This is a genomic window from Streptomyces sp. NRRL F-5755 (assembly GCF_001279365.1).
GTDB classification, from domain to species: domain Bacteria; phylum Actinomycetota; class Actinomycetes; order Streptomycetales; family Streptomycetaceae; genus Streptomyces; species Streptomyces rimosus.
Window position 1 is genome coordinate 1 of sequence record NZ_LGCW01000278.1, and the last position, 20,284, is coordinate 20,284.

At 72.9% G+C, this 20,284-nt stretch carries 14 protein-coding genes; 3 read left to right on the plus strand and 11 right to left on the minus strand.

All coding sequences use genetic code 11. The annotated features are described in order from the left end of the window. The first annotated feature begins 146 nt into the window (after positions 1–146). Positions 147–1,079, plus strand: a complete 933-nt coding sequence (locus ADK86_RS27015; protein ID WP_053698955.1) for a glycosyltransferase family 2 protein — start codon at positions 147–149, stop codon at positions 1,077–1,079. 92 nt (positions 1,080–1,171) lie between these two features. Here ADK86_RS27015 and ADK86_RS27020 read toward each other — a convergent pair whose 3' ends face one another. From ADK86_RS27020 to ADK86_RS27040, 5 genes are all read right to left on the minus strand, one after another. Next, the gene (locus ADK86_RS27020) at positions 1,172–2,398 is read right to left on the minus strand and encodes a S8 family peptidase (RefSeq protein ID WP_053698956.1); all 1,227 of its coding nucleotides are present in this window, start codon (positions 2,396–2,398) and stop codon (positions 1,172–1,174) included. Between the two features lie 568 nt (positions 2,399–2,966). Continuing rightward, the gene (locus ADK86_RS27025; protein WP_053698957.1) at positions 2,967–4,199 is read right to left on the minus strand and encodes a macrolide family glycosyltransferase; all 1,233 of its coding nucleotides are present in this window, start codon (positions 4,197–4,199) and stop codon (positions 2,967–2,969) included. 381 nt (positions 4,200–4,580) lie between these two features. Further along, positions 4,581–5,942, minus strand: a complete 1,362-nt coding sequence (locus ADK86_RS27030; protein WP_107088569.1) for an ABC transporter substrate-binding protein — start codon at positions 5,940–5,942, stop codon at positions 4,581–4,583. Next, positions 5,942–6,946 (minus strand): carbohydrate ABC transporter permease, encoded by a 1,005-nt coding sequence (locus ADK86_RS27035; protein WP_234346051.1) that lies wholly within the window; start codon positions 6,944–6,946, stop codon positions 5,942–5,944. Before ADK86_RS27035 ends, ADK86_RS27030 begins: the two co-directional genes overlap by 1 nt. Next, the gene (locus tag ADK86_RS27040) at positions 6,943–7,872 is read right to left on the minus strand and encodes a carbohydrate ABC transporter permease (protein WP_053698992.1); all 930 of its coding nucleotides are present in this window, start codon (positions 7,870–7,872) and stop codon (positions 6,943–6,945) included. Before ADK86_RS27040 ends, ADK86_RS27035 begins: the two co-directional genes overlap by 4 nt. A gap of 321 nt (positions 7,873–8,193) precedes the next feature. Here ADK86_RS27040 and ADK86_RS27045 point away from each other — a divergent pair, with 321 nt between their 5' ends. Continuing rightward, entirely contained in the window at positions 8,194–9,084 is an 891-nt protein-coding gene (locus tag ADK86_RS27045; RefSeq protein WP_053698958.1) for an aminoglycoside phosphotransferase family protein, read from the plus strand. Positions 9,085–9,115: 31 nt separating this feature from the next. Here ADK86_RS27045 and ADK86_RS27050 read toward each other — a convergent pair whose 3' ends face one another. The 6 genes from ADK86_RS27050 to ADK86_RS27075 form a co-directional block, all read right to left on the minus strand. Continuing rightward, positions 9,116–9,886, minus strand: coding sequence for an exonuclease domain-containing protein (locus ADK86_RS27050; protein WP_030637219.1), 771 nt, complete (start codon positions 9,884–9,886; stop codon positions 9,116–9,118). A 150-nt stretch (positions 9,887–10,036) separates the two neighbouring features. After that, a complete protein-coding gene (locus ADK86_RS27055) occupies positions 10,037–10,459 on the minus strand; it encodes a hypothetical protein (RefSeq protein ID WP_159393973.1) in 423 nt (140 codons plus the stop codon). Next, entirely contained in the window at positions 10,452–13,826 is a 3,375-nt protein-coding gene (locus ADK86_RS27060) for a BTAD domain-containing putative transcriptional regulator (protein ID WP_053698960.1), read from the minus strand. Before ADK86_RS27060 ends, ADK86_RS27055 begins: the two co-directional genes overlap by 8 nt. A 315-nt stretch (positions 13,827–14,141) precedes the next feature. Further along, positions 14,142–15,407: an SAV2148 family HEPN domain-containing protein gene (locus ADK86_RS27065; RefSeq protein ID WP_030599613.1), complete on the minus strand. Its 1,266-nt coding sequence runs from the start codon at positions 15,405–15,407 to the stop codon at positions 14,142–14,144. Positions 15,408–15,509: 102 nt separating this feature from the next. Next, on the minus strand, positions 15,510–16,631 hold the full coding sequence (locus ADK86_RS27070) for a copper amine oxidase (protein WP_107088573.1): 1,122 nt from the start codon (positions 16,629–16,631) through the stop codon (positions 15,510–15,512). A gap of 397 nt (positions 16,632–17,028) precedes the next feature. Further along, on the minus strand, positions 17,029–17,829 hold the full coding sequence (locus ADK86_RS27075; protein ID WP_063789097.1) for a hypothetical protein: 801 nt from the start codon (positions 17,827–17,829) through the stop codon (positions 17,029–17,031). 238 nt (positions 17,830–18,067) lie between these two features. Between ADK86_RS27075 and glgX the strand changes: the two genes are divergently transcribed. Beyond that, a complete protein-coding gene (gene glgX, locus ADK86_RS27080; RefSeq protein ID WP_053698961.1) occupies positions 18,068–20,269 on the plus strand; it encodes a glycogen debranching protein GlgX in 2,202 nt (733 codons plus the stop codon). Positions 20,270–20,284: the final 15 nt, after the last annotated feature.

Here is a 20,284-nt window from a genome sequence, read left to right on the forward strand (position 1 = left end):
TGGTGGGCCTGCGCGGGGGTGGCGTCGGTCCGGCGTCGGGTGGTCCGGCGAACGGCCCGCCGCCGAGCCCCCACCGCCATACGGAACCGCCCCCACCCGCCATGCCCACCAAGCCAAGCCCACCCACCAACCCGAGGAAGCCCCCCGTGACCGACCCCCGCACCACCGTCATCGTCATTACCCACAACCGCAGTGACGACCTGCTGCACACCCTGGACCGGCTCGCCGAGTTGCCCGAGAAGCCGCCGGTCATCGTGGTGGACAACGGCTCCACGGACGGCAGCGCTTCCGCCGTGCGCCGCCATCCCCTCGCGCCGCGGCTCATTCCGCTGGCGCACAACACCGGGGCGGTGGGGCGCAATCTGGCCGCGCGGGTGGCGACCACGCCGTATCTGGCGTTCTGCGACGACGATTCGTGGTGGGAGCCCGGCGCGCTGGCGGGGGCCGCCGATCTGCTGGACGCGTACGGGCGGCTGGGCGCGGTGACCGCGCGCATCATGGTCCATCCGCATCCGGACGCCCCGGAGGCGGACGGCGGCCCCGGCGAGCCGGTCGAGGATCCGATCGTGCAGGAGCTGCGGCACTCGCCGCTGCCCGCGCCGTCCTGGCTGCCCGGGCCGGCGCTCGGTTCCTTTCTCGCGGCGGCGACCGTGCTGCGGGCCGACGCCTTCCGGGCGGCGGGCGGTTTCTCGCCCCGGCTGGTGCTGGGCGGCGAGGAGGAGCTGCTCGCGGCCGACCTCGCGGCCGACGGCTGGTGGCTCGCGTACGCCGACCGGCTCACCGTCCACCACCGGGCGTCACCGCACCGCGACGCGACGCTGCGCCGGCGCCAGGGCATCCGCAACACGCTGTGGTTCACCTGGCTGCGCAGACCGCTGCCGGCCGCCGTGCGCCGGACGCGGACGCTCGTCTCGACGGTGCCCCGCGACGCGGTGTCGGTACGGGCGTTCGCCGAGGCGGTCGGCGGGCTGCCGTGGGTGCTGCGCGAACGGCGCCCCGTGCCGCGGGAGGTGGAGGGCCGGCTGCGGCTGCTGGAGGCGCCGCAGCGGGAGTCGACGGCGCGGCGGTACTGCGGCTGAAGCCTTCCGGCCGCGGACGGCACGACGCCGGCCGTCGCGCCCCGTGGGGGCGAGCGCGACGGCCGGCGGCCGGAGCCGAACGGACGGGGAGGTTACTTCTCGCCGACCTTCAGCAGCTTGTTGGGCGTGCCCTGGCTCGCGTTCTTGATCTTGTCGGCCGTGGCGCCGTCGGTCAGCGCCTTGGCGACCGCGTCCGGCTTGGCGTCCTTGTGGGCGCCCAGGTAGACCGCGGCGGCGCCCGCGACGTGCGGGGTGGCCATGGACGTACCGGAGATGGTCTTGGTGCCCTGGTCGCTGTCGTTCCAGTCCGAGGTGATGTCCGAACCCGGCGCGTACAGGTCCACGGCGCTGCCGTAGTTGGAGAAGTCGGACTGCTCGTCGGTGTTGGTGCTGGAGGCGACCGTGATGGCCTCCTTGACCCGCGCCGGGGAGCCCTGGCCCGCGTCGGTGGACTCGTTGCCCGCCGCCACGGCGAAGGTGACGCCGGAGGCGACCGCCTTCTGGACCGCCGCGTCCAGCGCCTCGTCGGCGCCGCCGCCCAGCGACATGTTGGCGACCGACGGGCCCTTGTGGTTCTTGGTGACCCAGTCGATGCCGGCGACGACCTGCTCGGTGGAGCCGGAGCCCTGGTCGTCCAGCACCCGCACGGCCACGATCTTGGCCTTCTTGGCGACGCCGTGCGCCTTGCCGGCGATGGTGCCCGCGACGTGGGTGCCGTGGCCGTTGCCGTCGGTGGCGTCGTTGTCGCCGTCCACCGCGTCGAAGCCGGAGGACGCGCGGCCCTCGAAGTCCTTGTGCGAGGTGCGCACACCGGTGTCGATGACGTACGCGGTGACGCCCTCACCCGCGCTGTCGGGGTAGGTGTACTTCTTGTCGCCCTGGGTGCCGGCCTGGTCGATGCGGTCCAGGCCCCACGACGGCGGGTTGTCCTGGGTGGCGTTGACGTGGAACTTCTTGTTCTGCACGACCTTGTCGACGGCCGGGTCGGCGGCCAACTGGCGGGCCTCCTCGGCGCTGAGGCCGGTGGCGGAGAAGCCGTTCAGCGCGGCGGAGTAGGACCGCTTGACCTCGCCGCCGTACTTGCCGGCCAGGTCCTTGTTCTGCTCGGCCTGCACCGCGGCGCCGCGGACCGAGTTCTTGAGCATGACGATGTAGCTGCCGCTGACGGCGCCCTTGGCCTCGGCGCCGTACACCTTGCCCTCGGCGGGCGACGCGCCCGCGGTGACCGCGGTGACGGTGGCGATGCCGCCGGCCGCGACCACCGCGGATATCGCGGTGACGAGCCGCTTCTTGCTGGAACGCTTGTGAGCGTGAGCCATTCGAGGGTTCTCCTCGTTCGGGGTGTGGGGGGAAAACGTTGCGCAACAGCCCGGACGGAGAACAAGATCTCCGCCGGGCTGGCTCGAAACCCTGTCGGATTGACGCGGCCAATTCAAGGCCGACCGGGCGTTGTGAGATAGACAACAACGTTGCGTAATTGCAAAGGACCGCAGAAGGGGTCAAATGCGCCCTCGCACCGTCGGACGGCGGGTCAACTCCGTTGACACCGCGGCAACATGGCGCAGGTCAGCGGCGGTACGGGCCGCTCGGCTACCGGCGGTACGGAGAGCGGCGGACCGAATGCCGCACGCCCCGCCCGACGTTGCGGCGCGAAGCCGGGCGTTGGGTCGCCACCGGTTTCTTTACGGGTCAACAATCCCCGGTTCACGCGCGCCTCAATCATCGGCACGCCCCCGTCCGGGGGTGACGCCACTCACTTTGCGCCACCCCCGGCCTAATCCCCCATTCACGCACCGCATTTCCTCCGGCACGCCATGCGACGGAAACCGCGTACCGCGCGTCCTACTTATTGGGAATGCGCCGATATTCCGTTACAGAACACCCACTTCACCCCTGGGGCAGCTTCGCCTCGACGAGGTCCGCCGCGCGCTTCGCGCCGCCCTCCGCCGCCACTTCCCGCCGGATCCGTTCCGAAACGGCCGCCACCTGCGGATCGTTCACCAGGCCCAGCACCGCTTCGCGCAGGACGCCCGCCGTGGCCTCCGCCTTCGGGATATGCCGGGCGACCCCGAGCCCCTGGAGGATGTCCGCGTTCATGAACTGGTCCACGGCCTGCGGTACGCACACCATCGGCACCCCGTTGGCCAGCCCCTCCTGGCTGCCGCCCATCCCCGCGTGGGTGATGAAGGCGTCCGCCTGCCGGAGCACGGCGAGCTGCGGCACCCAGTGGTGCACCTCGAAGTTGTCCGGGATCGCTCCGAGTTCGGAGATCTCGATGTGCTTGCCGACCTGGAGCACCACATGCCAGCCCGGCAGGCCGCCGAACGCCTCGATGCACTCCCGGTAGAAGCCGGGCTCGTTGGTGTAGGAGGAGCCGAGCGAGACGAGGAGCACCTTCGTGTCCGCGGCGAGGCCGTCCGGCCGCCGCCAGTCGCCCTGATGGCCGCGATCGCCCTGACAGGCGCCGACGAAGGTGAACCTGGCGTGATCGACGCGGTCGGCGTGCGGCTGCATGGCGCGCGGGATCAGGGCGAGCCCGCAGGCGGGCTCGGTCGCGATCCGTTCGGGGTCGGTGACCTCGGACATGCCCTGTTCGTCGAGCCAGGCGCGGAAGCGCTCGTAGTACGCCCGGGCGCGCTCGGTGCCGTGCATGTCGACGCTCATCTGCTCGCCCATGTCGGCCTGGAAGCCGTCCCAGACGACCATGTGCGGGGCGAGCTGCACGGCGGGCACGCCCCAGCGGTGGGCGAGGACCTGCGCGGGGTAGGCGGTGGTGTCGTGGAGGACGAGGTCCGGCTCGTCACCCTCGTAGGCCGCGGCGAGCTGCGGCAGGGCCTGGACGGCGTCGTCGAGGAACAGGTCCAAGGCGTCGAGCAGCTCCGTGCCCCACAGCGCCGGGTCCTCGTCGGTGGGCAGCGTCGAGTTCCAGACCTTCGGCTCGGCCCCGGCCGCGGCGACGATCTCGGCGAAGGACGGCGGGATGGCGTAGGTGACGCGGTGCCCCCGGGCGACGAGTTCCCGGATGACCTCCAGGCTCGGGTTGACGTGCCCGTGGGCGGGGATGCTGAACATCGCGATGTGGGCGGGCCGGTGGGCGCGGGTGGTCGATAAAGGACTCATGTCCGGAACCGTAAGCGAGACGGCGCGTCTCGCGCAATCGATGTACGAGCCGCCGGTTCGGGTACGGGGCAGCGGGGGCGGTGCGGTACGGGGCGCGTTTGGGGGCGGCGGCAGCGGTACGTACGGGGCGCGTTTTGCGTGGCGCGTTCTAGGAGCAGCCGCAGCGGTACGTACGGAGACACGTACCAGGGGCGGCGGCGACCGGCACGATACGGAGACGCGTACCAGGATCAGCCGCAGCGGTGCGTACGGAGACGCGTGCCAAAGACAGCCGCACCGGCGGTACGGAGGCGCATACCAAGGACAGCCACGCCGGCACGGTACGGACGCGCCCCAAGAACAGCCGCACCCGTACGGGCCGCCGGGCGTGGTGCGCAGCCGTCAGCGCTGGTACCGGGCCAGCACCAGGTTCCCGTCGTGGACGAGGCGTTGGCGCAGCTCGTCCAGGTCGATCGCGCCGCTGTAGTACTCCTGGAACCCCGGCGTCGCGATCTTGTCCTTCCACTCCGGGTAGCCGCGCACCGACTGCGCGGGGGCGGCCCGCAGCGTGTCCGCGAGCGCCGTGCCCGTCGCCCAGCCGTGCCGGTCCTCGTGCAGTTCCGGCGCCTTCAGGGCCTCCCGCCCGGTCGGCAGCATCCAGTCCCCCAGGGCGAGCCGGACCATGTTGGGCGGCCTGAGCAGGAAGTCGACGAAGGCCATCGCCTCCTCCTTGCGCGGGCAGTCCGCCGCGATCGACAGGGTCTGCGGGCTGACGCCCTGGTCCGCGCCGCCTGGCCCCCGGGGCGCGGGCAGCACCGTCCACTCGAAGTCCTTCGGCGCCTGCTGCGCGATCTGCTGCCGGTAGGAGAAGCCGAGCGGCAGGATCGCGTACCGGCCGGCGAAGAAGCCGGGCAGCGTGTCGGCGCCGCCCATGCCCAGGGTCGTACGGGCCGCGCTGCGGACCACGTTGACCTGGTCGTGGATGGTGCGCGGCACCACTTGGTCGGCGGCGTCGAAGCGGACCTCCGCCCGGCCGTCCGGACGGCGCCGGAAGATCCGGCCGCCGGTGGACAGGGCGAGGTTGAGCGTGACGGAGACCGGTTCCTTCAGCGGCCAGGCGACGCCGTAGCCACCGCCGCCCGTCAGCTCCTTCGCCACCTCCCCGAACTCCTCCCATGTCCAGGGCGCGTCGGCGGCCGGCACGCGTACCCCGGAGCGCCGCAGTTTCACCCCGTCGGCGATCAGGACGCGCGGCTCCTGGAGGAAGGGGATGCCGTACACCCGGCCGCCGAACATCCCCGACTCCCAGCTGCGCGCCGGGATGTCGGCCTTGAGGCGCGGCGGGAGGAGGCCGGTCAGGTCGGCGAGGTAGCCGCCGTAGGCGAAGTCCGCGAGGTCGTCGGACGCGTCGTGGATGATGTCCGGCGCCTCGCCGCCCTCGAAGGAGGTGAGCAGCTGGTCGTGGACGGTGGGCCAGGCCCCCTGCACGTACTGGACGGGAAGGTCCGGGTGCAGCCGGTTCCACTCCGCGACCAGCTGCTTGTTGGCGTCCACGGACTCCTTCTGCCAGGCCAGCGACTGGAAGCGGAGCACGCTTCGGCCTCTGCCGTCGCGCCGGCCGTCGCCGCCCGAGCAGCCGGGCAGCAGGGCGGCAGGCACGGCTGCCGCGGCGGCGAGGAGGGTACGGCGGCGGGGACCGCCGTTGCGGAAGCCGTTGCCGCCGGGTGCGGTACGGGGTCCGGGGCCGCCGCGGGGCGCGCGCATCAGTTCTTCACCGCCCCGGCCAGCATGCCGCCGGTGATCCGGCGCTGGATGACGGCGAACAGCAGCAGGCTGGGCAGCGTGGCGAGCAGGGCCGCCGCCGCGAGCGGGCCGAGGTCGGCGACGCCCTCGGCCCCGAGGAAGTGGGTCAGCACGACCGGCATCGTCTGCTTCTCCGGCGACTTGAGCAGGACGAGCGCGAAGAAGAACTCGTTCCATGCGGTGATGAACGCGAACAGGCCCGTCGCGACGATCCCGGGCGCCAGCAGCGGCCCGGTGACGGACATCAGGGTGCGCAGCCGCCCCGCGCCGTCCACCGCCGCGGCCTCCTCCAGCTCCGGCGGTACGGCCCGTACGTAGCCGGTCAGCATCCACAGCGCGAACGGCAGCGACCACACCACGTACACCAGGATCAGCCCGGCCCGGGCGTCCACCAGGTGGAGCGTCTTCAGGACCAGGAAGAGCGGGATGATCACCAGGACCAGCGGGAAGGCCTGGCTGACCACGACCCACCCGGTCGCCGCCTGCGCGAAGCGGGTGCGGAGACGGGCGAGGACATACGCCATCGGGGTCGCCAGGACGATCGCGACCAGCGCCGAGACGGCGGCGGCGAGCAGGCTGTTGGCGGCGGCCTGGAGCAGCGGCTGCTCGTCGAAGGCCGTACGGAAGTTGTCCAGCGTCGGCGCCCGGGGAATCCAGGTGGGATGCAGGCTGCCCAGCTCGCGCGGCGGTTTGAAGGCGGTGGAGACCAGCCAGAGGAAGGGGAAGGCGAGGAAGACGAGGTAGCAGAGCAGGGCCAGATACTGCCCGGCCCGGCCGACGGTACGGCGGGTGACCGGGCGACTCCCGGGGGACGGGTCCTTATGGGGTGGGGAGTCGGAGGACGGGGCCTTACGGGACGGCGAATCGGGGGACGGGGACTTGCGGGACGACGAATCGGAGGACGGGGACTTACGGGGCGAGGAATCGGGGGACGGGTGGTCACCGGGCGGGGAATCGTGGGTCATCGGGCCTCCTCCCCCTCTCCCCTCAGCCGTCGCGAGAGGTAGACGGCCAGCAGGATGGCGATGACCGCGACCATGGCCAGCCCCATCGCGGCCGCGTAACCGAACTGTCCGTACCGGAACGCCTCCTCGTACGCGAACAGCATCGGCAGCCGGGTGCGGCCCCCGGGACCGCCGTCGGTCAGCACGAAGACCAGCGCGAAGGAATTGAAGTTCCAGATGAAATTGAGTGCCGAGATGGCCAGGGCCACCGGCTTGATCGCGGGCCAGGTGACCGTACGGAAGCGGCGCCAGGCCCCGGCGCCGTCCATCGCGGCGGCCTCGTGCAGTTCGCGCGGCACGTTCTGGAGCCCGGCGAGGAGCGTGACGGTGGTCTGCGGCATGCCCGCCCAGATGCCGACGACGACCACGGCGAGCAGGGCGGTGGCCGTACCGCTCAGCCAGTCCACCCCCTCGTCGGGGCCGAGCCCGAGGCTGCGCAGCGTCTCGTTCAGGACGCCCGCGTCCGGGTGGTAGACCAGCCGCCACATGATGCCCACCACCACCTCGGGCATCGCCCAGGGGATGATCGCGAGGGCGCGGGCCAGCCAGCGCATGCGCAGGTCCTGGCCGAGCAGCAGCGCCAGCCCGAGGGCGAGGAAGAACTGCGGGACCGTGACGCCCACCGCCCACACCAGGCCGACCCGGAACGAGTCCCAGAACAGGGTGTCCTGGAGCAGGTCGGAGAAGTTCAGCAGGCCGACCCACCGGGTGGCCTCCGTACGCCCCGACTGCGCGTCGGTGAACGCCAGCCCGATCCCGTACAGCAGCGGGCCCACGCTCAGCACCAGGATCGGGATCAGCGCGGGCGCCACCAGGAACCAGGTACCGCGCGCGGACAGGTGGGCGGAGCGGTGGGCGGAACGGTGGGCCGAGCCGCGGACGGCCACTGCCGCCTTCACCCCCTTCGCCGCCCTCGCCCCCTTTGCTTCCGTACGCCCTCGCCTCCGTCCGGGGCCTTCCGGACCCTGTGGACCCAACGCGACTCCCCCGTCTGCTCACCCGGACGGCACCGCCGACCGCGAACGATTCCGCCCAGGACGCCACCGACCACCACGAACGGACCACGCCTGCCCGGGCGGAACGGGGCAGGTGGCCGCCGTCATCGTCATGACGGCACCCGCCGCAGTCAAGCACCGGGCACCACCCGGCCGCCCGGGGCCGGTACCTGCGACACTGGTGCCGATCACGCACCGCAGGAGGCCGCCCGCATGACCGCACCGAGCACCACCCCGTTCACGGAGGCGCACGCCCGGGGCGTCCTGGCAGCGGCCGGGCGGCCCGACGCCGCCGCCGACGCCCGGCTGCTGTCACTCGGCGAGAACGCGGTCTTCGCCCTGGGCGGCAACGGTCCGGTCGTACGGGTCGGACGCAGCGCCGAACTCCTGGAGCGCGCCGAGCGGGAGCTGCGCGTCGCCGTGTGGCTGGCGGAACAGGGCGTGCCGGCCGTGCGCGCGGCCGAGCCGACGGCCCGGCTGGTCGACGGTCACCCGGTCACGTTCTGGGAGCGGCTGCCGGAGCCGGTACGCCCCGCCGAACCGGCCGACCTGGCCGCCCTGCTGCGCCTGGTGCACGCGCTGCCCGAGCCGCCGTTCACCCTCCCCCGGCGTGATCTGCTGGGCGGTGTGGAGCGCTGGCTGCGGCTGGCCGGCGACGCGGTCTCGGCGCGGGACGCCGAGTATCTGCGGGGCCGCCGCGACGCGTTCGCCGCTGCCGCCACCGCGCTGGAACCGCATCTGCCGCGCGGCCCCGTCCACGGTGACGCGCTGACCCGTAACGTCCATGTGGGCCCCGACGGCCCGGTGCTCGTCGATCTCGAAACCTTCTCCTCCGATCTGCGGGAACACGATCTCGTCGTGATGGCCCTCAGCCGCGACCGCTACGGCCTGCCCGCCGCGGCGTACGAGACGTTCGTGCGGGTCTACGGCTGGGACGTGCGCGACTGGGAGGGCTGTGCGGTGCTGCGCGGCTCCCGGGAGACGGCCAGCTGCGCCTGGGTCTCCCAGCACGCCCCCGGCAACCCCGCCGCCCTCGACGAATTCCGCCGCCGGATCGCCTCGCTGCGCGAGGGCGACACGACCGTACGGTGGTATCCCTTCTGACGCCCCGGCGGCCCGGCCCCGGTCCCCGGCCTCAGCTGCCGCCGCCCGAGGACGACGCCTGAACCGGCAGGTCCTCGGCGCGCTCGCGCGACTGCTGGTACGGGATCAGCGGCCAGGCCGCCTCGACTATCGCCGCCGGGTCACCGGAGCGGCGCAGATACCGCTGGAACGAGGCGGCCTGCTCGGCTGCCGCCTTCTCCTGAAGGGCGTGCAGCGCCGCCGGGGCCGTCCCGGCCACCGCCGGGTGACGCTCGCCGATCCGCCGCGCCACACCGGCCGCGGCCACCGCGTCCGCGCCCGCTTCGTGCGCGGCCTCCAGCGGGACGCCGTAATGCAGGCAGAGGGCCTGGAGCGTCCGCTTGCCCTTGCGGTAGGGGTCGACGTGCTTGTCCAGCACCAGCGGGTCGATGACCGGCGCGGGCCGGCGGCCGAGCCGCTCGGCGAGCGTCCGCAGGCCGTACCGGCGGCACTCGCGGTCCAGCAGCGAGAGGTCGTACCGCGCGTTCATCACCACGAGCGGTATGCCCGCCTCCAGCGCGCCGGCGAGGGACTGGGTGATCTCCTCTATGCCGTCCGCCGCGGCCCGGCCGTGCTCCTGGACATGAGCGGTCGTCATGCCGTGTATGGCCGCGGCCTCCTCGGGGACCGGCACGCCGGGGTCGAGCAGCCAGGTCTCCCGCAGGGCCTCCCGGCCGTCCGCCTCCAGCCTGATGAGCGCGGCGGTGACGATGCGGTCGTGCTCGACGTCCGTGCCGGTGGTCTCCAAGTCGAAGCTGACGAGCAGCCCTTGATGCCAGCCCATGACGGCCTCCTTCGGTGTTGCTTCCCCCGTGTTCCCCTACTCTCCCACGCGACACTGACAACGCCCCGCCCCCGCCCGCCCTTCGACCGTTCCCACCGGGCACCCGCCCGTCTCCCCACCCCGCGCACTCACCTCGGCAAGCGCTCCACCTCACCTCAGCAAGCACTCCAGCCCACCTCGATGAGCGGCGACCCACCGACGCGCCGCCCGCACCTCGCCCACCGCCCCGGCCGCCGGATCCCAGCCCAGAAAGGCGGCCAGCCGCAGCGCAGTTCCCGCCGTCAGCTCGTGGAATTGCCGTACGAGCCGGGCGGTGCGCACCAGGCTCGCGTCGCTGTGCACGGCCTCCGGCTGCACGGGTTCCCAGGCCACGTGCCCGTCCATGTAATCCGGTACATCGCGTCCGACCTCGTCCGACCCTAGATGGCGCGGGGCGCCCGGCCAGCCGTGCCGTTCGAAGTGTCGCAGCAGCTCGCGGACGAACCTGCTGCGCGGCGTTGCCGGGCGGCGTACCGTGCGTCCCACCCGTACGACCGCGTGCGCCGAGCCGCCGGGTAACGGCACCTCACGCACCGCCGCCCGCCACCTCACGCACCAGTTCCTCGGCCGTCATCGTGGTGCCTTCTTCGAAGGCCGTGGTGAAGGCGGTGTCGCTTCCCAGGGCCTCTCGTATGCGGGCCGTTATGCGGTCCACGTCCCAGCGTTCGGCGGGTGGCAGTGGGGTGCCCATGGCTGCGCGGGTGGCGGTGGCGTGGCCCAGGAGGCGGGCGGCGTGGGTGGGGTGGCCGGCGAGGGAGCGGGCGCCGGCCAGGCCCTCCAGGGCGAGGGCGAGCGCGCGTGGGTCGCCGGTGGCGCGGGCCGCCTCGTAGCCGTCGAGGTGGAGGCGGTGGGCCGTTGCGGCGTCGCCGCGCAGTTCGGCGGTGAAGCCCAGTTCGGCCAGGATCAGGGCCGTACCGGGGTCGCCGTCCCGGCTGCGGCACCACTCCAGCCAGCGCGCGTGGTGCCGTTCGGCGTCGTCGAGGCGGCCCGCGCGCCGGGCGCCGATGCCGAGGCCGGTCTCGGCGAACATCTCGCCGCGCCGGTGCGACTGCTCGGCGGCCAGCCGCAGCCCGCGCTCGTGGTGTTCGCGGGCCCCCTCCAGGTCGCCGGTCAGGAGGGCGATGCGGCCGAGGCCGGAGTGCTTGTACGACGCCTGGATCCACAGGCCCAGTTCCTCGGCGCCGCGCAGGCCGTCCCGGTGCAGGCGAGCGGCGCGTTCGTAGTCGCCGCTGATCTCGGCCAGCGTCCCGAGCACTTCGGCCGCCTGCAACTGGCCCCACCGGTCGCCCAGTTCCCGGAAGAGGTCCGCGCTCTCCTCGGCGTCCCGCCGACGCGCCGCAGTTCCCTCGCGTACGGCGCCGGGAGCCGCGTACTGCCCCTGGGCGCGGCTGCTGAGGACGGCTGCCGTCCCCCAGCGGTCGCCGAGCGTCCGGAAGGCCGCCAACGCGCGCGACAGCCGTTCGCGGGCCACTGCCGGGTCGCCCAGTCCGACCTGGGCGTAGGTCAGGAACCAGAGGGCCCAGGCGTGGTCCGCCGGTGTCCCGTCCCCCGCACCGGGGGCCGGCTCGTCCCCGTACTGCTTCAGTACGGCGTCGGCCCGCGCCACCGGATCGGTGTCACTGCCTGCCAGCGAGGCCATACCGACCTGCCAGACCTTGGCCCGCAGCCGCAGCCCGTCGGGTATGGAGGAGGAGGCCGCCGCGTCCAGTGCCATCGCCAGCGCGCGCCCCGCCTCGCCGAGGCGGCCGCGCAGGAACCAGTACCAGGACAGGGCGTTGACCAGGCGCAGCGCGCGCTCCGCCGCGCCCTCCTGGACCGCGCTGTCCAGGGCCGTACGCAGGTTGGCGGTCTCCGCGTCGAGCCGCGCCAGCCATTCGCGTTGCCGCTCCCCGTACAGGAAGGGTTCCGCGCGTTCGGCCAATGAGGTGTGGTGGACGCTGTGGCGCCGCCGTACCGTCTCCCACTCGCCCGCCTCGCGGAGCCGTTCGAGGCAGTACGCGGCCACCGATTCCAGCAGGCGGTAGCGCGGGCCGTACGGGCCCTCCGCAACCACCACCAGGGAGCGGTCCACCAGTCGCGCCAGCAGGGCCGCCACCTCCCCCGACCGTACGCCGCCGCCCGCGCACACCTCCTCGGCCGCCCGGAGCGTGCAGCCGTCGGCGTGCACGGCGAGCCGTCGCAGTACGGTCCGCTCATCGGCGGTCAGCAGCTCCCAGCTCCAGTCGATCATCGCGCGCAGGGTCTGCTGGCGCGGCGGCGCGCCGCGGCGGCCCGCGCCCAGCAGCCGGAACCGGTCGTCCAGCCGCGCGCTCAGCTCCCGCACGCCGAGGGCTCGTACGCGGGTCGCGGCCAGCTCCAGCGCCAGCGGGATGCCGTCGAGGCGGCGGCAGATGTCCGCGACGGCCGCCGCGCTGCTCCCGACGGGCGAGTCCAGCGCGTCCGGGGAGTCCGGTGAGCCCAGCGCATCCGACGAGTCCGCCCCCTCCAGTGCGAAGCCGGGCGCGGTGGCTGCCGCGCGCGCCACGAAGAGGGCGACGGCGTCGGCCTGTTCCAGGGGCGGCACCGGCAGGACCCGCTCGCCGGCCAGCCCGAGCAGCTCTTGGCTGGTCGCCAGCACCCGCAGGCCGGGAGCGGCTGCCAGCAGGTCCGCCGTGACCTCGGCGACCGCGTCGACGACGTGCTCGCAGTTGTCGAGCAGCAGGAGCAGCCGCTTGTCGCGCACCGCGCCCGCCAGACGCTCGACGGCCGGGCCGGAGGCCGCGCCTTCGCGTACGCCCAGCACCGCGAGCACCGCTTCGGCCACTTCGGCGGCCGTGCACGCCGCCGTACGGTGCCCGTCCGCGCCGCCCGGCCGTCCCAGAGCCGCCAGCTCCACCAGCAGGACGCCGTCCGGGAACCGGCTGGAGTCGTCCGCGAGCCGCTGCGCGGCCTCCAGCGCCAGCCGCGTCTTGCCCACCCCGCCGGGCCCGGTCAGCGTCACCAGCCGGCCCGCCTCCAGGAGCGCGCGGACGTCACGCACCGCGGCGTCCCGCCCGACGAGTTCGGTGAGGGGGGCGGGGAGGTTGGTGCGGGGCGGTGCGGCGGGAGGGGCGTCGGTGGCGGAGCGGACCGGAGGGCGATGTTCCGCCTCCCCCTCCGCGCGGCTCACACCCGCCAGCCGGGGGTCCTGTTCCAATATCGCCTGGTGGAGGGCCGTCAGCTCGGGCCCGGGATCGACGCCCAGTTCCTCCGCCAGCCGCTCGCGCAGGGCGGCGTACGCGGCCAGGGCCTCGCTCTGCCGCCCCGCTCCGTACAGGGCGCGCAGGTGCAGCGCGCACAAGCGTTCACGCAGCGGGTGGCGGGCCACCAGCTCGGCCAGTTCGCCGGTCAGCGCGCCGTGCTCGCCCAGCTCCAGCCGGGCCGCGGCCTGTGCCTCCAGGGCCGTCAGCCGTTGCTCCTCCAGGCGGTCGGCCGCGGCCCGCGCGAAGGGTTCGTCCTCGAACCCGGCGAAGGCCGGGCCGCGCCACAGGCCCAGCGCCTCGGTGAGCAGCGCGGCGCGCTCCCCCGGGTCCGGGTTCTCGTACGCGCGGGCCGTCAGCGCGGCGAACCGGCCCGCGTCCACCGCGTCGGCGGCGGCGTCCAGCTGGTAGCCGGGCGGACGGGCGGCGACCAGCGCACGGCCGCCCGGCCCGGCCGTCTCCAGGGCGCGGCGCAGCTGCGAAACCTTGGCCTGAAGGGCACCGGCGGGGTTGGCCGGCAGCCGCTCGTCCCACAGGGCGTCGATGAGCCGGGCGGCGCCGACGGGCCGCCCCTGGTGCGCGAGCAGCGCGGCCAGAAGAGCCCGCACCTTCCGTTCGGGTACCCGTACGGGCCGTCCGTCCGCCGCCCACACTCCCACCGGCCCGAGCACGCCGAATCGCATGCCGCAACGGTACCCGGGCCCCCGGCCGCACCGGCCGCCACCTGCAAGGCTGACACGTTCTGCCCGTCCTCGAAGCCCTGGCCGCCCGCGAGCCGCTTTCCACCGCCCTGAGTACGGCACCACGCGGGCCGACTTCGAGCGGATGACGGCGCCGGACTTCTGGGAGGTGGGGGCGTTCGGGCGGCGCTACGGCCGCGCCCATGCCCTGGACGTACTGGAGAAGCGTTTCAGCAGGCCGGTGGCCGAGGAGCGGCAGGTCCTCCACCACCAACGAACAGCCGTACAGGCCGCCACCAAAGCCACAACCTGCCCCCCTCAAGAAACCGGCCGACTATCCGCCCAAACGTTCTCGAACTCCTCCCGATACGTCTCGAAAAGCCCGTGATCCTCTTCCCGGTCCGCCCCCTGGCGCAGCACCTCTCGCCCGCCGCCGCGCAGGACGAGGACCGGTGACTCCATGCCGCGGCTGCGGCGCAGGTAGGACTGGACGACGGCCACGCCGTCCGGGCCGTCGCCGTCGACCAGGTAGGCGGTGAAGCGGGGGGTCTCGTCGAAGACCTGGATCTCGAAGGCGCCGGGGTCGCGGAGCCGGGCCCGTACGCGCCGCATGTGCAGGATGTTCATTTCGATGGAGCGGCTCATCTCGCCCTTCTTCAGGCCCAGTTCCCGTTCGCGGCGGCGGACCGCGCTGCTGGCGGGGTTGAGGAAGAGCAGGCGGACGCGGCAGCCGGACTCCGCGAGGCGGACCATGCGGCGGCCGGAGTAGTTCTGTACGAGGAGGTTGAGGCCGATGCCGATGGCGTCCAGGCGGCGGGCGCCGCCGAAGAGGTCCTCGGCGGGCAGCTGCCGCTGGAGGCGTACCCGGTCGGTGTGGACGCCGACGACGTCCGCGTACCGGTCGCCGACCAGGTCCTCGACGGCGTCGATGGGCAGCCGGCCGGCGGTGCGGGTGCCGATGCCGGAGCCGAGGATGTCCAGCAGCCGGGCGGAGGCTCTCTCCGCCTGGGCGAGGACGGTGCCGGTCAGGGCGCGGTTGCGGGAGACGATGTTGCGGGCCACCTCCAGTTCGTCGAGGGCCAGCTCCACCTCCCTGCGGTCGTCGAAGTACGGCTCGAAGCAGGGCCAGTGCTGCACCATCAGCTCGCGCAGCTGCGGGAGCGTCAGGAAGCTGAGGATGTTGTCGTCCGCGGGGTCGAGCAGATAGCCCTTGCGGCGGCTGACCTCGCGGACCGCCACGGCGCGCTGGACCCACTCCTGCCCGGTGGGCCCGGCGGCGGCGATGACCCACTCGTCGCCGTGCACCGGCTCGTAGACGGGGCAGAGCACCGCCGCCACGACGGCCCGCAGCCGCTGTTCGACGAGGTTGAGCCAGATGTAGGCGCGCCCGGCCCGCCGGGCGCGCGTGCGCACCTCGCTCCATGCCTCGGCGCCCCAGTCCAGCTCCGCGCCGATCTCCATCGGCCGGGCCAGGGACACCGCCCCGGGCGGAACGTCGGCGGAGCCGCCGTCGGGTCCCTCATGACCGTCCTGGCCGTCATGGCCATCGTCACCAGGGGGCAACTCCAGCCCGCCCGAGCTCACCCGCACACCGCCTTCCGAACCCCCGTGCCAACGATCAAGGCAGACTACTGCGGGTCCGGGAGGCGGTGCAGCAGGATGGATCGAGTCCGGCGCCAACTCCCCTTATTCGACGTGACCGTTGTGTCCGGAAAGCTCGGGCGGAGTGAGCGGATTCATAGCGGTCACGTCGCGCGGGGCGAGCTGGAAGCCCTGCCAGTGGACCGGCATGGGCTCCTGGTCCTCGTCCCGGGCGATGTGGTGGTAGCCGATGTTGACCCACGCGATGGGGTGGCGGAGCGGCTGCCCGTTGACCCACCGGTCGACGCTGCTGCCCGCGCCGGTGCCGCAGTTCGCCAGGTTGTTGCTGGCGAACTGTTCGCATTTGTTGTACTCGGTGAAGTACACGTCGTGCTTGGTGAAGGCGCGCCCGGTGTACTTGCTGGAGCGGCCGGGGACGATCTCGTACGACCGGGGGTGGCCGTCCTTGTTCTTGCCGACGTTGCTGACCACCCGCCACCAGCGCGTCGGCCCGGCGTCGCCCGCCAGCTCCTTGGCGACCAGGGTGCGGACCGTCTTCGTCCTGGGGGCCTGCCCGGCGCCGCCCGGGGTGGTCGTCGAGTCGAACTGCTCGACGCGGTTGGCCGACGAGCCGTCCAGGCCGAAGTTCAGGCGCCAGAAGACGTTGTGGCTGTGGCTGGTGGCGTAGTCCTTGGCGCCCTTGCCGATCGGCCAGCCGCGGCCGTCGCCCGCGTCGTAGTCGGCGGGCGAGAGTGTGCCGGTGGCGCCGACCTGCATGTTCATCGTGCCGTCGGCGGAGAAGCGCCACTCGACGATGTATTCGTACCAGCCGGTCTTGTTGACCGTGTAGACGAGCAGGTCCTTGCCCTGGACCTGCTGGATCTTGGTGGTCTCGCCGAGGTAGCGGCCCAGGCGGTAGGCGTGGCCGCGGGCGCGGGTGGTGACGCACAGGCCGTTGACGTAGGGGTGCTGCGGGTCCCAGGCGCCCGGCACCTTGACCGCCTTGATGGTGCCGCCGGGGCACTCGCCCGGGTCCAGCGTCTGCAGGCCCTGCGCGAAGCTCTGCCCGGTGAGGTCGTCGTACTCGTTGCCGCCGTCGTCGTACGGGACGTGGATCTGGGCCAGCTTCGCGGTGGTCAGCACCTGGATGGGCCGGGGCTCGCCCTTGGGCTGGTACGAGACGTTGTCCAGGACCAGCCCGGCGTTGGCCTCGTAGTGCCAGCACATGCGCCAAGTGGTGCCGCCTTCGAGGGTCTGCGTGATGCTGTACGGGGTACTGCACCCTGCGGCGGTGGGGGCGGGGGCCGCCGGCGCGGCCTGGGCGGCGGCCGGTCCGGCCGTCAGTGCCGCCGTGCCGAGCAGCAGCGGCGCGGCGAGCAGCGCGGTGCGCCGGGCGCGGTCCCGGCGGGCCGGGACCGGGGTACGGACAGGGACACGGGCGGGTCCGTGGTGGACGCGGGCACGGCGGAAGGATCTTTCGTGCATGGAAACGCTCCTGTACGACGGTGAGACGGAAGCCGTGGAGGCTTCCGAGTACGCGGGTGCGGGATGCTGCACGGTTGCTGCCGGGCGGCCGCACGGCCGGGCCGGACGGAGGCGCCGGACCGGCGCGCTCGCGGACGGCTCAGTCCAGCCGGCCGACCGTGCGCGCGCTCAGGTCGATCACGTAGCGCCGGGTGTCGATCCACTGGCCGTTGCGCACCTTGGTGAAGAGCCGCACGCAGCGGTGCTGCCCGCAGGCGCGCAGCTTTTCCGGAGCCGGTCCTTCCGCCGCTCCGCGGTAGACGAAGCCGGTCACGGCCAGCTGGCCGGGGCCGGTGAGGTCCTTTCCGGTGGCGTGCTTGTAGTCCTTCCGCAGGCCCGCCCCCTCGGGCGCCGCGATCAGCAGGCCGGCCGCCTCCTCGCTCTCCGCCCGGTCGGGCGGCGGCTGCACACCGTGCCGGCTGTCGGTCTTCTCGACCTTCCCGGTGGCGAGGTTGACGGTCTTGGTCACGTACGCGTCGGACCGGTAGTCGTAGAACGACACGTTCGCCCGGCGCGGCGCGTCGGCGCGGCCGGTCTCGTCCGGGCCCAGCTCGGCCAGATCGGTGGTCAGCCGCTCGGGCCCGCGTCTGCCCCGTACGTCCTCGGTCGCGCCGCGGAACGCCGGAGGCGCCGCCAGGGCCTGCGCCCGCGCGATCTCGTCGTCCGTGAGCGGGTCCCGGCCGATTCCCTCACGTCCCTCGGCGGGGGCGCGCTCGACGGCCCCCGGCCGCACCTGGCCCGTTTGCGCCTCGGGGCCCGCCGCCACGGCTGCCCGGCTCCCCCCGCCGGCCGCCCCAGCGTCCCCGGGCAGGGTCACCGCGGCCAGCGCGGCGGTGCCCGCCAGCGCCACGGCCGCGCCCGCCACCACCTTGCCCAGGTGGCGGTGCATCATGTTGCGCACTGTTCCCCCCTGCTGCCTCATGGTGCTCGGCACACATCGGTCGTCCTGTACGACGATCCGACTTCACCGCGGGTTGCCCGCCTTTCGGCGCAGATCGCGCGAAAAACCAGCCGAATTGGGCAGGTTGAAACAGGAGACGAGCGCAGCACCGTACGCAGCAATCGAACACGGCGACGCACGACCGACGTGATGCCTCCAGGCGTCGCGACGCCCATCGAGGAAGTGGAAGAGTCGACGCATGCAGGTCTGGCCCGGACAGACGTATCCCCTGGGTGCCACGTACGACGGTGCGGGCACCAACTTCGCGGTGTACTCCGAGACGGCGGAACGCATCGAGCTGTCACTGCTGCACGACGACGGCTCGGAGACCGCCGTCGAACTGCGGGAGACCGACGCGTTCGTACGGCACGCCTACCTCCCCGGCATCATGCCGGGGCAGCGGTACGGCTTCCGGGTGCACGGCCCGTACAAGCCGGAACGCGGTCACCGGCACAACTCCGCCAAACTGCTGCTGGACCCGTACGCGAAGGCGGTCAGCGGCAGCATCGACTGGGACGAGGCGGTGTACGGCTACCACTTCGGCCGGCCGGACAGCCGCAACGACCTCGATTCGGCGCCGCACACGATGACGTCGGTCGTGATCAACCCGTACTTCGACTGGGGCGACGACCGCCCGCCGCGCACCGACTACCACGAGACGGTGCTCTATGAGGCGCACGTCAAGGGCCTGACCATGCTCCACCCGGACCTGCCGGACGACCTGCGCGGCAGTTACGCGGCGCTGGCGCACCCCGCGGTCATCGACCATCTGACCGGGCTGGGGGTCACGGCCCTGGAGCTGATGCCGGTCCACCAGTTCGTGCACGACCACCGGCTCGTCGACGCGGGGCTGGCGAATTACTGGGGCTACAACACCATCGGCTTCTTCGCCCCGCACAACGCGTACGCGTCCTGGGGCGACCGCGGGCAGCAGGTGCTGGAGTTCAAGTCGGCGGTACGGGCGCTGCACGAGGCCGGCATCGAGGTCATCCTCGACGTGGTCTACAACCATACGGCGGAGGGCAACCACCTCGGCCCGACGCTGTCCTTCCGCGGCCTGGACAACGCCTCGTACTACCGGCTGGTCGCCGACGACCCGCGCTACTACATGGACACCACCGGCACCGGGAACTCGCTGCTGATGCGCAGCCCGCACGTCCTCCAGCTCATCATGGACTCGTTGCGCTACTGGGTGCAGGAGATGCGGGTGGACGGGTTCCGCTTCGATCTGGCGGCGACGCTGGCCCGGCAGTTCCACGAGGTGGACCGGCTGTCGTCGTTCTTCGACCTGGTGCAGCAGGACCCGGTGGTCAGCCAGGTCAAGCTGATCGCCGAGCCGTGGGACGTGGGCGAGGGCGGCTACCAGGTGGGGAACTTCCCGCCGCTGTGGACCGAGTGGAACGGCAAGTTCCGCGACACCGTACGGGACCTGTGGCGCGGCGAGCCGCGCACCCTCGCCGAGTTCGGCTCCCGGCTGACCGGCTCCTCCGACCTCTACCAGGGCGACGGGCGGCGCCCGCTCGCCTCCATCAACTTCGTGACCTGCCACGACGGCTTCACCCTGCGCGACCTGGTCAGCTACGACGGCAAGCACAACGAGGCCAACGGCGAGGACAACAAGGACGGCGAGAGTTTCAACCGGTCCTGGAACTGCGGCGCCGAGGGGCCGACGGACGACCCCGCCGTACAGGAGCTGCGGGCCCGCCAGATGCGCAACTTCATGGCCACCCTGATGTTGTCGCAGGGCGTGCCGATGCTCAGCCACGGCGACGAGTTCGGGCGCACCCAGCGCGGCAACAACAACGCGTACTGCCAGGACAACGAGCTGACGTGGGTGCGGTGGCCGGACACCGACGGGGACGGCGCCGCCGGTACGGAGGCCGAGGGCGAGGCCGGGACCGAAGCCGAGGAGGACCCTGAGCTCGCGGCCGTCCGCAAGGAGGACCAGGAGTTCCTCGCCTTCGTGCGGCAGATGGTGTGGCTGCGGCGCGACCACCCGGTCTTCCGGCGGCGGCGCTTCTTCCACGGCCGCCCCATGGAGGGCACCCACGACGAGCTGTCCGACATCGCCTGGTTCACGGCGGAGGGCGAGGAGATGCGGCAGCGGGACTGGCAGGCGGCGCACGCCAAGTCGCTGACGGTCTTCCTCAACGGCAGCGCGATCACCGAGCCGGGCCCGCGCGGCGAGCGGATCACCGACGACTCGTTCCTGCTGATGTTCAACGCGCACGCGGACGAGCGGGAGTTCACCGTGCCGGTCGACCACGGCCGCCAGTGGCAGGCGGTGGTGGACACCGCCCACCCGGAGGCGGTCGCCGACGGCGGCGGCATCAAGGCTCAGGCCGGCGACCGCCTCGCGCTGCCGGGCCGCAGCATGCTGGTGCTGCAACGGCCTGCCTAGGGGCCGGGCTGCCGG